Below are 14,677 nucleotides of genomic sequence, written 5' to 3'. Positions count from 1 at the left end.
ATGATTCCCGAAAGCGCGGCCCTCGACTCCGCATTCATGGCGCTGGCTGATCCCGTGCGGAGAAGCATCATCGCAAGGCTCAGCCGGGGACCGGCCACCGTAAACGAACTGGCGGAACCCTTTGAGATGTCCAAGCAGGGAATCTCGAAGCACATACAGGTACTCGAGCAGGCGCAGCTGGTCACCCGCAGCAGGGATGCCCAGCGCCGGCCCGTCCACCTGAACCCCGCACGGCTGGAGGCACTCACCGCCTGGATTGACCAGTACAGGTTGGTCCGCGAGGAGCAGTTCCGCAGCCTGGATGCCGTGCTTGAATCCAGCGCCGGGCATGGCGGCGCCAAGGCAAAGGAACAGTCATGACCAATTCTCTGAAACTCACCGTCCCCGAAGGCCTTCCCTTCATCGACTACGAGCGCGAGTTCGACTTCCCGGTGGCGGAGGTGTTCCGCGCCCACAAGGAACCGGACCTGCTCGTCCAGTGGCTTGGGCCGCGGGGCTACAAAATGGACATCGACCACTACGACTTCCGCACCGGTGGCAGCTACAGCTACCTGCACACGGGCCCGGAAGGGGTGCCCTACGAGTTCAAGGGCATCTTCCATACGGTCCGCGAGAACGAGTTCGCCATCCAGATCTTTGAGTTCGGCGGCTACCCGGACGTGGTCAGCCTGGAGTTCATGACGTTTGAGGATCTGGGCAACGGCCGGTGCCGGCTGCGGGGCCATTCGGTCTACCCCACCCAGGAGGCGCGGGACGGGATGGCGCAGTCCGGCATGGAAGGCGGCATGACCGAAGGCTACGAACGGCTCGATGAGCTGCTCAGCAGCGCGAAGGTCTAGGACAGCGCGCGACGACGGACTGCAGCTTCGGCTGGAAGGACCCCTTCGTCGTCGTACTTGAGGGCAGGAAAGCAAAAAGCAAAGAGCGGGGCCACCTGCCGTCCGGAAAGACGGCAGGTGGCCCCGCTTCTTTTGCTGGTGGTGCTGCCGCCTAGAGGGCTGCGTAGACTTCGCGGAGCAGCTTGGCGGTTTCGGACGGCGTCTTGCCGACCTTCACGCCTGCAGCCTCGAGGGCTTCCTTCTTGGCCTGGGCGGTTCCGGCGGAACCGGAGACGATGGCGCCGGCGTGGCCCATGGTCTTGCCTTCGGGAGCCGTGAAGCCTGCAACGTAGCCAACAACCGGCTTGGTGACGTTGGCCTTGATGAAGTCGGCGGCACGCTCTTCTGCGTCGCCACCGATTTCGCCGATCATCACGATCGCCTCGGTCTCGGGGTCAGCTTCGAACGCGGCCAGGGCGTCGATGTGCGTGGTGCCGATAATGGGGTCGCCGCCGATGCCGATGGCCGTGGAGAAGCCGAGGTCACGCAGTTCATACATCATCTGGTAGGTCAGGGTTCCGGACTTGGAAACCAGGCCGATAGGGCCCTTGCCCGTGATGTTGTTCGGCGTGATCCCGACCAGTGCCTCGCCGGGAGTGATGATTCCGGGGCAGTTGGGTCCGATGATGCGGGTGACCTGGTTGCCGTCAGCGTCCACCGTGGCCTGGGCAAGTGCCCAGAACTCGGCGGAGTCCTGGACCGGAACACCTTCGGTGATGACAACGACGAGGCCGATGCCGGCTTCGATGGCTTCGACAACGGCGGTCTTGGTGAATGCCGGGGGCACGAAGACGATGGAGACGTCGGCGCCGGTCTCGGCCATGGCTTCCTTGACGGTGCCGAAGACGGTGATCTCGTTGTCGCCGTGCAGGACGGTGGTGCCGGCCTTGCGGGCGTTAACGCCGCCGACGATGTTGGTGCCGGCCTTCAGCATCAGTGCGGTGTGCTTGGTGCCTTCGCCGCCGGTGATGCCCTGGACGATGACCTTGGAGTCCTTGTTCAGATAGATAGACATGGTGCGTCCCTTACTTAGCTGCGTTGGCGAGCTCGGCGGCCTTGTCGGCGCCCTCGTCCATGGTTGCGGCCAGGGTAACCAGCGGGTGGTTTGCCTCGGCCAGGATGCGGCGGCCTTCCTCAACGTTGTTGCCGTCGAGGCGGACTACCAGCGGCTTGTTCGCGGAGTGGCCCAGCTCGGCCAGTGCACCAACGATTCCCTTGGCAACAGCGTCACAGGCGGTGATGCCGCCGAAGACGTTGACGAAGACGGACTTGACCTGCTCATCGCCGAGGATGACGTCCAGGCCTGCGGCCATGACCTCGGCGGAGGCTCCGCCGCCGATATCCAGGAAGTTGGCGGGCTTGACGTTGCCGTGGTTCTCGCCGGCGTAGGCAACAACGTCAAGGGTGGACATGACCAGGCCTGCACCGTTGCCGATGATGCCCACTTCGCCGTCCAGCTTGACGTAGTTGAGGTCCTGCGCCTTTGCCTTGGCCTCGAGGGGATCAGCGGCGTCCTTGTCCTCAAGGAGGGCGTGCTTGGCGTGGCGGAACTCTGCGTTCTCGTCCAGCGTGACCTTGCCGTCCAGCGCAATGATGTCACCGGCGCCGGTCTTGACAAGCGGGTTGACCTCTACGAGGGTGGCGTCTTCCTTCTTGAAGACGTCCCAGAGCTTGAGGATCACTGCGGCCACCTTGCCGCGGAGTTCCTCAGCGAAGCCTGCGGCGGCGACGATTTCGTCGGCCTTGGCCTGGTCGATACCCACGGCGGGGTCGATGGCGATCTTGGCGAGCGCCTCGGGGCGTTCGACGGCGAGCTGTTCGATTTCCATGCCGCCTTCGACCGAGCACATGGCCAGGTAGTTGCGGTTGGCCCGGTCCAGGAGGACGGAGAAGTAGTATTCCTCAGCGATATCGGCACCCTGGGCGATCATCACCTTGTTGACGGTGTGGCCCTTGATGTCCATGCCCAGGATGTTGGTGGAATGCTCAAGAGCTTCGTCAGCGGACTTTGCGACCTTGACGCCGCCGGCCTTGCCACGGCCGCCGACCTTGACCTGTGCTTTAACAACAGTCACGCCGCCGATTTTCTCGGCAGCTGCCTTAGCTTCTTCTGGGGTGTGCGCCACGATGCCGGCAAGCACGGGTACACCGTGCGCCTCGAACATATCGCGCGCCTGGTATTCAAACAGGTCCACGGTTTAGTGTCCTTCTACGTCGAAGTAGTTTCTGTACAGTCGGACACCATCAGAAGACGATGACCGGGCTGCGGAATTGCTCGCACCGGAGGCCTGTTGGAAACGAGCCACGCGGCGTGATGCTCCACTGGGAACTCTAGTCCTTTGGAGGGACCGGCCCGTCCAAGACTACCGCTTATGTGAGTAAGCACACTATTCTATGGTGCGTAGAAAAACCGCGGAATTACGGGGTTTTTGACGCCTTTGAAGGTGCCAGGGAGGCGCTTTTGGCGGGTCCGGAAATCAGCTCGTAACGCCACCCTCCAGGCGGCAACAATCCCCAAAACAGTCCCCCGTAGGCGTTATGCGTCGAGTTTAGTCAGCGGCGCGTACCGCAGCAGCAGCCGCTTTTCGCCGACGTCGAACTTCACCTTGGCTACGGTCTTGTCCCCCGCCCCCTCCAGCGCCAGGACCGTTCCATTGCCGAAACTCGTGTGGTTGACCTTGTCCCCCACACTGACGGCAACGACCTCCTTCTGCGGCTGCACCCGCGTCCGGGCGACGACCGCCGGAACATCGGCATTGAAGCCGGCCGACGGGTCAGCGGCGGCACCGCGGGCTGTTCCGGCGCCCCAAAAGGACCCGCTGTAACGGCTGGACCCGATGGATCCGCCGCCCCAGCCTGCCTGCCTGGTGGTGCCTTCGCGCTTCCACTCCACAAGGTCGGCCGGGATCTCCTCCAGGAACTGGCTGGCAGGGTTGTACTGGCTTTGGCCCCACATGCTGCGGACCTCGGAGCGGGTGACGTAGAGCCGCTTGCGGGCACGGGTGAGCCCCACGTACGCGAGCCTGCGTTCCTCGGCAAGTTCCTTTGGATCCGTCGCTGAGCGCTGGTGCGGGAACAGCCCGTGCTCCATGCCGGTCAGGAACACCACCGGGAATTCGAGTCCTTTGGCGGTGTGCAGCGTCATCAGCGTGACAACCCCCAGCCGTTTCGCTTCCGCCACGGCGGCGGCTGTGTCTTCCGCGTCGCCGCCGGGCGCATCCGGAATCTGGTCGGCGTCGGCCACCAGGGACACCTGTTCAAGGAAGGCCTCAAGCGTTCCTTCCGGGTTTTCCTGTTCGTACTCGCGCACCACTGCCACGAGCTCGGCCAGGTTTTCCACCCGGGACTCGTCCTGCGGATCGGTACTGGCGCGCAGTGTTGCCAGGTAACCGGTCTGTTCAAGAACGGCTTCCAAGGCCGCGGCCGCACCGGAACCCGCCGCCACTTCCGCGAGGTCATCCAGCAGCTTTACGAATCCCAGGACAGCGTTGACGGAGCGGGTGGCCATGGCCGGGGCCTGCTCGGCACGGCGGGCTGCGGCCATAAAGGAGATCCGCTCACGCTGTGCCAGGGCTGCGACGGCGCCTTCGGCCCTGTCCCCAATGCCGCGCTTTGGTTCGTTGAGCACCCGGCGGAGGTTGACGTCGTCGTCCGGATTCACCAGGACACGAAGGTACGCGAGGGCATCCTTGATTTCCTTGCGCTCGTAGAAGCGGGTGCCGCCCACCACCCTGTAGGGCAGGCCCACCCGGACCAGCACGTCTTCGATGGAGCGTGACTGGGCGTTGGTGCGGTAGAAGATGGCGACATCGCCCGGACGGAGGTTGTCCTCGTCCTGGAGCCGGTCAATTTCCTTGGCAATGAACTGGGCCTCGTCATGCTCGTTCTCGCCCACATAACCCACGATTTTGTGGCCGTCACCTTCGGCCGTCCACAGCCGCTTCTCGGGACGGTTGGGGTTGCGCGAGATAACGGAGTTGGCGGCACTGAGGATGTTTTGCGTGGACCGGTAGTTCTGCTCCAGCTTGATGGTCCGCGCCTCGGGGTAGTCCTTCTCGAACTCCACGATGTTGCGGATGTCCGCGCCGCGGAAAGCGTAAATGGACTGGTCCGAATCGCCCACCACCGTCAGCTCCGACGCTCCCGGGCCTTCGCCCACGATTTCGCGGACCAAAGCGTACTGGGCGTGGTTGGTGTCCTGGTACTCGTCCACCAGGACATGCCGGAACCGGCGGCGGTAGGACTCCGCCAGCGCCGGAAAGGCACGGAACATGTAGACGGTTTCCGCGATGAGGTCATCGAAGTCCATGGCGTTGGCCTGGCGCAGCCGCTGCGTATAGCCCTTGAAGACGTCCGCCACCGCCTGGTCGAAAGGATCGTTGTAATTCGCCGAGGCGGCGAACGAGTCAGCGTCGATGAGCTCATTTTTCAGCGCGGAAATTTTGTGCTGGATGGCCTTGGGTGCGAACTTCTTGGGATCCAGGTCCAGTGCCTTTGACACCTGCGTGACCAACCGGAGGGAGTCCGCGGAGTCGTAGATGGAGAAGTTGGATTTCAGACCAACGTTTGCCGCTTCCTGCCTCAGGATACGGACGCAGGATGAGTGGAAGGTGGAGATCCACATGATCTTCGCGCGGCCGCCCACCAGCACTTCAATGCGTTCCCGCATTTCCGCGGCGGCCTTGTTGGTGAACGTGATGGCGAGGATTTCACCGTGGTGGGCCCGTCCCGTGGCGATGAGGTAGGCGATCCTGTTACTGAGCACACGGGTTTTACCCGAACCGGCACCGGCTACGATCAGCAGGGCCGGACCGGTGTGTTTGACCGCCTCTTCCTGCTGGGGGTTCAACCCCTCAAGGAGCTGGGCGGCATCCAGGCGGTGCCCCCGGTGGCCCTGCCCTTCCGGAGCCCGGTCCACACGGACGCTGCCGCCTGCCCCCGGAGCCGCAGCTACACCCTCGGAGGGCGATTTGGTGCGGACAGCGGCGGCGGAAGCGGCCTTAAAAGGTCCGTCAGAGTACGGGTCGAACAACATATCCATGATGCCTACAAGTCTAGGCGGTGGGGCCGACACTCACTTCCAGGCTGTGGATTACGTGGCCGGGATTACCCGCACGTTTATGCCACCGAGCCCGACTCCAACGCCGCACGCAACTCGCGTACCGCCGTCGTGCCTCCTGCCATAAACCATTCCAGGCCGTTGACACGGACGGTGTCCACGGCTCCGCCGGCGGCACGGACAATGGCCTTGCCCGGCAGCCAGTCCCACTCCGGGCAGCTGTGCTGGAACCAGCACCCGAGCTGCCCGTCAGCCACCCGGCCGAGGTCGCAGGAGCCCGAGCCGAGCATCCGCAGGGCCGCGGCCGAGGTTGCGGCGGCGTGCCAGGGCATGGCACACAGGGGGTCCATCAGCCAGCTGGGGTGAATGTAGGTGGCCGCGCCAAACTCTGCAACGGCAGTGCTGTTCCGCGCTCCCCCGTCTTCATGGAACGCCGTCAGGGGCTCACCGTTCAAGGTTGCCGCGCGCTCTTTGCCGCCAACCCAAAGCTTGTCCTCCTCAGGCTGGAAGATGGCGCCGAGAACCACGTCGGAGGGATCCTTCAGGGCTATGGCGGAGCACCAGTACGTGGAGCCGTGCAGGAAGTTGTAGGTGCCGTCTACAGGATCGATGACCCAGGTGCGGCCGCTGGTGCCCTGCACCGAGGCGCCTTCCTCTCCCACGATGCCGTCTTCCGGCCGGCAGCGCTGCAGTTGCTCCAGCACGTAAGCCTCTGCGGCATGGTCTGCCGCGGTCACAACATCGGAAATGGAAGTCTTTTGCTCGGACTGCAGGCCGGCCATCCGCATGAGCAGCGCCAGCTGCCCGGCTTCGCGGACCAGGGCTGCCCCCAGCTGGTAGTCGTCCAGGGAAGGGTCAAGTTCAGCAGCGCTGTGCCGGCCAATGGTCATGGCTTCAGTTTATGGGGCTGGATAATGGTGCCATGGCCAAAACTCCTGCGCAGCGGATCAAGAAGCATGGTTCAAAAGCGGTTGTACCGCAGCACCATCTTCCCCCTGTGGTTAATTCCACCACCGCCCGCACTCCGCAAAAAGCCGAAAGCAACGGCAACCTCATCCTGATCGCCGGTGTGGTGGCCAGCCTGTTCCTGTTCTGGTACGTGCACCTGCTCACGCTGGACCAGTTGCGGCAGCTCTCCTCCGGTTTGGCCATGCCCGATGCACTCATCGGCGGTTTCGATCCCGCTTACGTCGGCCAGCTGCGCTCGGCCATGGACGAGGACGCGCGCGGCCAGCTCAATTACGTGCACAAAACGGCGGGGACCCTGTTTCCGCTGATCTTCGGGTTCACCTGGCTGCTGCTGATCGGAACGAGCGTTGCACGGAAAACGCTGCGCTGGGCGCTGTGGGCTCTCCCCCTGCTGTTTGTCGCCGTCCGGCTCTGGGGCAACGCGGCCATCGACGGCGTGCTGGCAGCGCAAACGGCCAACGCCGGCCAGGTCGCCCTGGCATCGACCCTCACCGTCGCCGGCTGGGTCCTGCTGGTCCTGAGCCTGCTGGCAGGGGCCGCCGCAGTATTCCTGCGGGCGCGGAAGCCTCAAGACGCCGAGGGCTAAAAACTCCCCTGCAGCCCCTGCCCGGCGGCAGCCGCGGCGCGGACCAGTTTCCGGTGCCGGCGCACCCGCTGCGCGATCACCAACCCGGCGGTGGCCATTCCCACCGTGACCGGGTAGGCCATGAGCCTCTCCAAGGTCCCGGGCTCCGGCACAGCCATGCCGGTAAGCCCGCCGGTTACCAGGGCGGCAGCGGATACGGTGCCGCCGGCAAGGATGAACCAGGCCAGAAGTGTTTTTCGCAGCCACAGGATCCCCAGGACCAGCAGGGCAACCGACCCGGCCGCAAAGTACATTACCGCTCCGGCGTAGTGCCAGCCCGAGCCAATGTCCTCCGGAACCAGTCCCACGATCACCGTTCCGGCTCCCGCCGTTGCTGTCAGCACCCGGACAGCGGCGGCGGCCAGCCAAGGAACGCGCCGGCCCGGCCGCACGCGTGCGTTGGCCAGGGCAGCCACCCGCAGAAGCCCCGAACTCAGGAGCAGCGCACCCAGCAGCATCCCCAGCCCCTGGACCACAAAGGAGGCGTTCATCAGCCAGTTCAGCGGCGAGCAAACCTCACGGCCGTCGAAAATCCCGCAGTTGATGGCACCCAGGTCGCTGATGTAGCCCGTGCGCAGGTCGTACGGGCGGGGTCCGGCCCAGGCGGCGATGACTGCCGCCTCCGCCGCGAAATACTGCAGCACGCTCAGCACGGACCAGGCGCCGATGTACTGCCGCGTGGACGCGGTGTCCGGAATGAACGCCACGGAGCGGGCTGTGGACGGCGCTGAACTCATGCCTTGAGCGTAGTACGGCTCTGTACCTTGTATGCTTGTATCCGTGTCCGAGCCGGACCGGCCCTGCCGATCCTGCGGACGCCCGCCCTCGTAGCTCAGTGGATAGAGCACGGCTCTCCTAAAGCCGGTGTCGTTGGTTCGATTCCAATCGAGGGCACTTGAACTTTCCTCCCCCGGAGTTCGCACTCCGTGCCTACCTGCTCGGCCCGGCCGCCCCCGCGGAATCGGGGCAGTGGGCTGTCCGGCGGGACCTGCTGGACAGGGCAAGCGGCACCCGCGGTACCTTTTCCGGCGTCGTGCGCTTTGACCCACTGGACGACGACGGCCTGGCCCTCCGCGAAGAAGGCACCATGCGCTGGCCCACCTTCACCGGCCCCGCCTCCCGTGAATACCTGCTGAAGACCACAGACCACCCCGACGCCCTGGACGTGTTTTTTCCGGACGGGCGCCCCTTCCACACCATGAGCTTCACGCCTAAGGCCAACCTGGACCAGCACTGGTGCGATCCTGACACCTACCGCGTGGCCTACAAGTACATTGACGAGAACCGCTTCAGCTACAGCTGGGACGTGACGGGGCCGCAGAAGGACCTCCTGCTCACCTCAGTGCTGGTGCGGCTTACGGCGGGCGCATGAAGAACCGCATCGTGGTGTCCGCGGTTTGTGTCTTCGACGATGCCGGCCGGCTCCTGACTGTGAGGAAGCGCGGCACGGCCATGTTCATGCACCCGGGCGGGAAGCCGGAAACGGGGGAAACGGCGGCACAGACGGCGGCACGGGAACTGGCCGAAGAAGTGGGTATCGTCCTCGATCCGCGCGAGCTTCAGCTGATGGGGGTCTGGATCGCGGAGGCCGCCAACGAGGCCGCCACGGATATCGAGGCAACCGTCTTCATGGCGCCGGGTACCTGGACGGCCCATCCGTCTGCAGAAATAGCGGAGATCCGCTGGCTTGAACTGGCTGGCGACCTGCCCGCGGACCTCGCCCCGCTGCTCACGGAGCATATCCTTCCGAAGCTGGCCGCAGGGCCTGGAGGCCTCCGGTCTGCAGGCACCCCGCCTGAAGGCTAGAACTCAGGAACTGCTTCCTGCGCCACTGCCGTGGCTTCGGCAAACTGCGTCCGGTAGAGCTCGGCGTAGCGTCCCTCGGCGGCCAGCAGTTCTGTGTGGGTCCCCCGTTCCACAATCCGGCCGTCCTCCACCACCAGGATCGCATCAGCGGCACGGACGGTGGACAGGCGGTGGGCAATCACGACGGCGGTGCGCCCCTCGAGCGCGGCACCAAGGGCAGCCTGCACTGCAGCTTCGTTGGTGGAGTCCAGCGCGGCCGTTGCCTCGTCCAGGATCACCACGCGGGGCTGGGCGATGAGCAGCCGGGCGATCGTGAGCCGCTGGCGCTCACCACCCGAAAGCCGGTAGCCGCGTTCGCCCACCACGGTGTCCAGCCCGTCCGGCAGGGACCGGATCATGGCTTCGAGCCGGGCCTGCCGGATGACCTCCCACATGTCCTCCTCCGTGGCGTCCGGCTTGGCGAGCCGAAGGTTGGAGGCGATGGTTTCGTGGAAGAGGTGACCGTCCTGCGTCACCATGCCCAGCGTGTCCCGGAGGGAATCGAAGGTGGCGTCCCGCAGGTCCAGTCCAGTCCCGGGCCTGGTTCCGCCCAGGCGCACGGCGCCGGAGTCCACATCGTAAAGCCGGGCCAGCAACTGGGCAATGGTCGACTTGCCGGCGCCGGACGATCCCACCAGCGCCACCGTCTGGCCGGGCTCCACCCGGAAGCTGATGCCATGGAGCACCTCTTCCCCGCCGCGGGTGTCCAGGGTGGACACCTCCTCCAGCGAGGCGAGTGAAACCTTGTCCGCCGAGGGGTAGGCGAAACGGACGTCGTCGAACTCCACTGCTACCGGGCCGGGCGGCACAGGCACGGCGTCCGGCTTTTGCTGGATCAGGGGTTTAAGGTCCAGGATCTCGAAAACACGCTCGAAACTGACCAGGGCGCTCATGATTTCCACCCGGGCGTTGGAGAGGGCCGTCAGTGGGGCGTAGAGGCGGGTCAGCAGCAGGGCCAGCACCACAACGTCGCCTGCCGCCAGTTGGCCGGTAATGGCAAACCATCCGCCCAGCGCGTACACAAGCGCCAGGGCGAGCGCGGAGACCAGCGTCAGGGCGGTCACGAAGGTGAACTGCAGCATGGCGGTCCGGACGCCGATGTCGCGGACGCGGCCGGCGCGGACGGCGAACTCCCGGGACTCCTCATCGGGGCGGCCGAAGAGCTTGACCAGGGTGGCGCCGGGGGCGGAGAAGCGTTCAGTCATCTGGGTGCCCATGGCCGCGTTGTGCTCCGCCGCCTCGCGGCGCAGGTCCGCGAGTTTGGACCCCATCCGCCGCGCTGGGATAAGGAAGACCGGCAACAGGATCATGGCCAGGACTGTCACCTGCCAGGACGTTCCGAGCATGACGATGAGCGTGAGGATCAAAGCCACCACGTTACTGACCACACCGGACAGTGTCCCGGCGAACGCCGACTGGGCACCGATCACATCGTTGTTCAACCTGCTGACCAGGGCGCCGGTGCGGGTCCGGGTGAAGAACGCGATGGGCATTTTCTGCACGTGGTCGAAGACCTTGGTGCGAAGGTCCACGATCACCCCCTCACCGATGGTGGAGGACAGCCAGCGGCTCACCAGGCCCAGGCCGGCTTCGGCCACGGCCACGACGGCGATGAGCACCGCAAGGCGGACCACTTCCTCCGCGGCGGCCTTGGCCACGATCGCATCCACCACCTGCCCTGCCAGCACGGGCGTGGCCACGGCGAGGAACGCCATCACGATGGACAACGCCACGAAGGCCAGGAGCTTGCCCCGGTGCGGCCGGGCAAACCCCAGGACGCGCTTGAGGGTGGCCTTGGAGAACGGCCGGGAACCGCTCTTGGCGCGGGTGATGTTGTAGAGGGAGCCCCAGGCCACCCGTTCCATGCTCATTGCTGCTGCTCCATTACGGTCCCGTTTTCCACATTCCAACGTACATCCAGCCGCACGTTTTCCAGCAGCCTCCGGTCGTGCGTCACCAGCAGCAGGGCGCCGTCGTAGCTCTCCAGCGCCTCCTCAAGCTGTTCGATGGCCGGAAGGTCAAGATGGTTGGTGGGCTCGTCCAGGACCAGGAGGTTCACTCCGCGCGCCTGCAGCAGGGCCAGGGCGGCCCTGGTCCGCTCGCCGGGTGACAACGAATCAACGGCACGCGCGGTGTGGTCCGCCTTCAGGCCGAATTTTGCCAGCAGCGTCCTGACCTCTGCCGGGTTAAGGTCCGTCAGGACAGCTTCGACGGCGTCGGCAAGGGCAAGGTGGCCTGCCAGCAGCCCCCGGGCCTGGTCGATCTCGCCGATGGCCACCGAGGCGCCCATGGCTGCGCTGCCGGACTCCGGTGCGAGGTCACCCAGCAGCAGGCGCAGCAGGGTGGACTTGCCGGCGCCGTTGGGGCCCGTGATGCCGATCCGTTCCCCCGCATTGAGCTGGAGGTTGACCGGGCCGAGGGTGAACGTGCCCTGTTTTACCACAGCATCGCGGAGGGTGGCCACGACGGCGCTTGAGCGCGGCGCCTTGCCGATGGAGAACTGAAGTTGCCACTCCTTCCGTGGCTCTTCCACCACGTCCAGCCGGGCAATCCGCGATTCCATCTGCCGTACTTTCTGCGCCTGCTTCTCCGAGGACTCGGTGCTGGCGGCGCGGCGGATCTTGTCGTTGTCCGGGCTCTTCTTCATGGCGTTCCGAACGCCCTGGGAGCTCCATTCACGCTGCGTACGGGCCCTGGACACCAGGTCCGCCTTGGTGGTGGCAAACTCCTCGTACTTCTCACGGGCGTGCCGCCGGGCCACTGCACGTTCTTCAAGGAAGGCGTCATAGCCGCCGTCGTAAACAGCTACGGAGTTCTGCGCCAGGTCCAGTTCCACTACGGTGGTGACGCAGCGGGCAAGGAACTCCCTGTCATGGCTGACCAGGACAACGCCGCCCCGCAATCCGCGGACAAAGTCCTCGAGTTTGGCAAGTCCTGCCAGGTCCAGGTCGTTGGTGGGTTCGTCCAGGAGGACGACGTCGAACCTGCTGAGCAGCAGGGCCGCGAGCGCCACCCTGGCGGCCTGGCCCCCGGACAACCCGGTCATCTCGGCATCAGCGCCGGTGTCCAGGCCCAGATCACCCAGTACGGCAGGAATGCGGTCGTCCAGGTCAGCGGCTCCGGAGGCCATCCAGCGGTCGAAAGCGCGGGCGTAGTCATCATCGGCCCCGGGCGCGCCGGAACCCAGCGCCTCTGCTGTGGACTCCATATCGGCGGTGGCCTCGGCGCAGCCGGTCCGCCGGGCAATGTACGCCGCCACCGTTTCGCCGGAAACGCGCTCGTGCTCCTGGGGAAGCCAGCCCACGAACGCGTCAGCGGGAGCCAGGCTGACGGTCCCGCCCTGGGGCTGGTCGACGCCGGCAAGCAGGCGGAGCAGTGTGGACTTTCCGGCGCCGTTGGCCCCCACCACACCGACAACGTCACCAGGGGCGACCGTGAGGGAGAGTTCGGAGAAGAGCAGCCGGTGGTCGTGACCGCCGGAAAGATCCTTCGCAACAAGGGTCGCAGTCATGGAGTCATCCTTTCACCGCAGCGCGCAGCAGGTCTGGCGCCTTCCGGCCCGCAAAGCCTCTGCATTCCGTCAGATGGACGGCGCCCGGAGCCCGGACATAAAAGAACCCGCTGGTCCGGACTTGGGGGGTGTACGGACCAACGGGCTCGACCATCAAGCATAGCCGAAACTGGGGTGCGGGTAAAATCGGCCGGACAAGGGCAGGCTAAAATCAACGAATCATCCGATCTGCAGAGAGCCCTTCATGACCCTCCCCGCCAAGGCGTTCCAGCGCTGGCTGCAAGGAATCGCGCCGGACGCCAGTACGGCAGATGTCTGCCGGATCTCGGGAATCAAGCGGACCACTCTGGCCCAGCAATTGGTGCGCGGAAAAGTTTCTGTCAGCACGGTGGTCAGCATCAGCCGCGCCTACAACATCAACCCGGTGGCTGCCCTGGCCGACTTCGAACCGTACCGGGAACTGGCCGGGCCGCAGCAACCGCCTGCCCGGTGCGAACTGGTCAGCCAGATTTCCACCGCTGACCTCCTGCGCGCCATGCTGGCCCGCCCGGGCATGGGCCCCGACGGGAACCCGGGAAGCACGCCGCCCCCGCTGTCACCTGCGCCGCACGCCACGTCCGTCAAAAATTGGGTTGATGCCATTGACGACGGCGAGGTGCGGCACCGTGTTTCCGCCGCCACCGGCATAGCGCCACAGAACTATTCAGCCCAGTTGACCGCCAACCGGCTTTCAGCAGAACTGGCCGTGGCCACGGCGCGGGCGGCAGGCGTGGGCCCGGCCAGCGGCCTGGTGGCCACCGGCTTGATCACCGAGGAAGAGGCCGGTTGGCCTCCCGGCGCACGCCAGGCCGCATTGGACAGCCTGTCCGACGGCGACCTCGCGGTCCTGGCCGGCGACCGGCTGCAGGCGTTGGGCAAGGTTTTGCGGCGGCAGGAACAGGACCAGGCGCAGACAGAAAAGATTTGGGAGAACCTGGGATGATCGAAATTCTTCAGTGGTCCACGCTGGCCATCTGCGGACTTATCGCAGCGGCCCGGGTACCGAGTGCACTTCGGGGAGAGAACCGGTCCCTTTTCTATATTTTTGCTCTGTTGACTGCGGCCATCCTTTTGAGCATCGAGGCGCCCTACGCGGCGGTTGACGGAGCGCTGGGAGGCACGAACCTCGCCAACCTGCTGCTGCGCTTCATCATTTTCGGCGCAATCTACTTTGTGGGGATACGGGTGACACGGGGATTTGGAGCGGACCATGCCTACCGGCTCATCACGGGCAGGCTGGGCATGATGGTGCTGCTGGTCATTTCCCTGGTGATGACCATCCTGTTTGTCCTGATGGACACTACCGGTTCCTCGGCCGGACTGTCGGCAACAGCGGGCAAAAGCGAGCGGAACTTCGTCCTGGTGGAGTATTACGGGGCAGCGGGACGAGCCTATCCCTCTTACGTGTCCTTGGTCCTGCTTCCGGCCATGGTCCGTGCAGTAGGCAGCAGACTTCCCGTGCTGGTACGGGTGGCCGCCGGGCTGCTGGCAGTGGGCGGAATGGCCATAGCCCTCACCCTGCTGTTCCCTGTGGTGCCGCCCGCGCTGGGCGCCCTGGAGTTCATCGTCAATTACGCGGCGGTGCTCTGCTTCGTCCTCGGCCTGGCGCTCATCTGGGTCGCGAGAGTCAGAAACGGCAGGAGCCACCCGCTGAGAAGGACATCTACCGAAACGTAACCTTTCCCGCTTTCACAAAATCATTAGAATGTGAAACAATCATGAATGTGTGAAGGTGGGGGCTGCCGGGCGTT

14 protein-coding genes and 1 tRNA gene are annotated in these 14,677 nt (G+C 65.1%); 8 read left to right on the top strand and 7 right to left on the bottom strand.

The window, feature by feature from the left end:
- Complete coding sequence (locus tag AC5RVN_RS16750; RefSeq protein ID WP_494041282.1) at positions 1-360, top strand: ArsR/SmtB family transcription factor; 360 nt, start codon at positions 1-3, stop codon at positions 358-360.
- On the top strand, positions 357-839 hold the full coding sequence (locus AC5RVN_RS16745) for an SRPBCC family protein (protein WP_494138677.1): 483 nt from the start codon (positions 357-359) through the stop codon (positions 837-839). Before AC5RVN_RS16750 ends, AC5RVN_RS16745 begins: the two co-directional genes overlap by 4 nt.
- 151 nt (positions 840-990) lie before the next feature.
- Here the strand turns inward: AC5RVN_RS16745 and sucD are convergent, their stop codons facing one another.
- The 4 genes from sucD to AC5RVN_RS16725 all read right to left on the bottom strand — a co-directional run bounded on the left by sucD (position 991) and on the right by AC5RVN_RS16725 (position 6,827).
- Positions 991-1,893 (bottom strand): succinate--CoA ligase subunit alpha, encoded by a 903-nt coding sequence (sucD, locus tag AC5RVN_RS16740; RefSeq protein ID WP_494041284.1) that lies wholly within the window; start codon positions 1,891-1,893, stop codon positions 991-993.
- 10 nt (positions 1,894-1,903) lie between these two features.
- Positions 1,904-3,073, bottom strand: a complete 1,170-nt coding sequence (sucC, locus tag AC5RVN_RS16735) for an ADP-forming succinate--CoA ligase subunit beta (protein ID WP_494106173.1) — start codon at positions 3,071-3,073, stop codon at positions 1,904-1,906.
- Positions 3,074-3,414: 341 nt separating this feature from the next.
- Positions 3,415-5,919 carry a DNA helicase PcrA gene (gene pcrA / locus AC5RVN_RS16730; RefSeq protein ID WP_494138676.1) on the bottom strand — a complete coding sequence of 835 codons (2,505 nt, stop codon included), beginning with the start codon at positions 5,917-5,919 and terminating at the stop codon, positions 3,415-3,417.
- 77 nt (positions 5,920-5,996) lie between these two features.
- On the bottom strand, positions 5,997-6,827 hold the full coding sequence (locus AC5RVN_RS16725) for an inositol monophosphatase family protein (RefSeq protein ID WP_494041287.1): 831 nt from the start codon (positions 6,825-6,827) through the stop codon (positions 5,997-5,999).
- Positions 6,828-6,859: 32 nt separating this feature from the next.
- Here AC5RVN_RS16725 and AC5RVN_RS16720 point away from each other — a divergent pair, with 32 nt between their 5' ends.
- Entirely contained in the window at positions 6,860-7,492 is a 633-nt protein-coding gene (locus AC5RVN_RS16720) for a hypothetical protein (RefSeq protein WP_494138675.1), read from the top strand.
- On the opposite strand, the gene AC5RVN_RS16715 is transcribed toward AC5RVN_RS16720, so the two are convergent.
- Positions 7,489-8,268 carry a DUF998 domain-containing protein gene (locus AC5RVN_RS16715; RefSeq protein ID WP_494041289.1) on the bottom strand — a complete coding sequence of 260 codons (780 nt, stop codon included), beginning with the start codon at positions 8,266-8,268 and terminating at the stop codon, positions 7,489-7,491. The genes AC5RVN_RS16720 and AC5RVN_RS16715 overlap by 4 nt on opposite strands.
- Positions 8,269-8,352: 84 nt before the next feature.
- Here AC5RVN_RS16715 and AC5RVN_RS16710 point away from each other — a divergent pair.
- The 3 genes from AC5RVN_RS16710 (at position 8,353) to AC5RVN_RS16700 (ending at position 9,337) form a co-directional block, all read left to right on the top strand.
- Positions 8,353-8,425, top strand: a tRNA-Arg gene (locus AC5RVN_RS16710).
- A gap of 1 nt (position 8,426) precedes the next feature.
- Positions 8,427-8,903: a DUF6314 family protein gene (locus tag AC5RVN_RS16705; RefSeq protein ID WP_494138674.1), complete on the top strand. Its 477-nt coding sequence runs from the start codon at positions 8,427-8,429 to the stop codon at positions 8,901-8,903.
- A complete protein-coding gene (locus AC5RVN_RS16700) occupies positions 8,900-9,337 on the top strand; it encodes an NUDIX hydrolase (protein ID WP_494138673.1) in 438 nt (145 codons plus the stop codon). The genes AC5RVN_RS16705 and AC5RVN_RS16700 overlap by 4 nt, the downstream gene beginning before the upstream one ends.
- Here AC5RVN_RS16700 and AC5RVN_RS16695 read toward each other — a convergent pair.
- Positions 9,334-11,247, bottom strand: a complete 1,914-nt coding sequence (locus tag AC5RVN_RS16695; RefSeq protein WP_494138672.1) for an ABC transporter ATP-binding protein — start codon at positions 11,245-11,247, stop codon at positions 9,334-9,336. The genes AC5RVN_RS16700 and AC5RVN_RS16695 overlap by 4 nt on opposite strands.
- The gene (locus tag AC5RVN_RS16690) at positions 11,244-12,887 is read right to left on the bottom strand and encodes an ABC-F family ATP-binding cassette domain-containing protein (RefSeq protein WP_494138671.1); all 1,644 of its coding nucleotides are present in this window, start codon (positions 12,885-12,887) and stop codon (positions 11,244-11,246) included. Before AC5RVN_RS16690 ends, AC5RVN_RS16695 begins: the two co-directional genes overlap by 4 nt.
- 244 nt (positions 12,888-13,131) lie before the next feature.
- On the opposite strand from AC5RVN_RS16690, the gene AC5RVN_RS16685 reads away from it, so the two are divergent.
- Positions 13,132-13,869, top strand: a complete 738-nt coding sequence (locus AC5RVN_RS16685) for a hypothetical protein (protein WP_494041294.1) — start codon at positions 13,132-13,134, stop codon at positions 13,867-13,869.
- Positions 13,866-14,603, top strand: a complete 738-nt coding sequence (locus tag AC5RVN_RS16680; protein WP_494138670.1) for a hypothetical protein — start codon at positions 13,866-13,868, stop codon at positions 14,601-14,603. Before AC5RVN_RS16685 ends, AC5RVN_RS16680 begins: the two co-directional genes overlap by 4 nt.
- Positions 14,604-14,677 lie beyond the last annotated feature (74 nt).

This window comes from Arthrobacter sp. sptzw32, assembly GCF_059089735.1.
The sequence above is the reverse complement of the archived record's forward strand: the minus strand, read 5'-3'. Positions and strand labels throughout refer to the sequence as shown.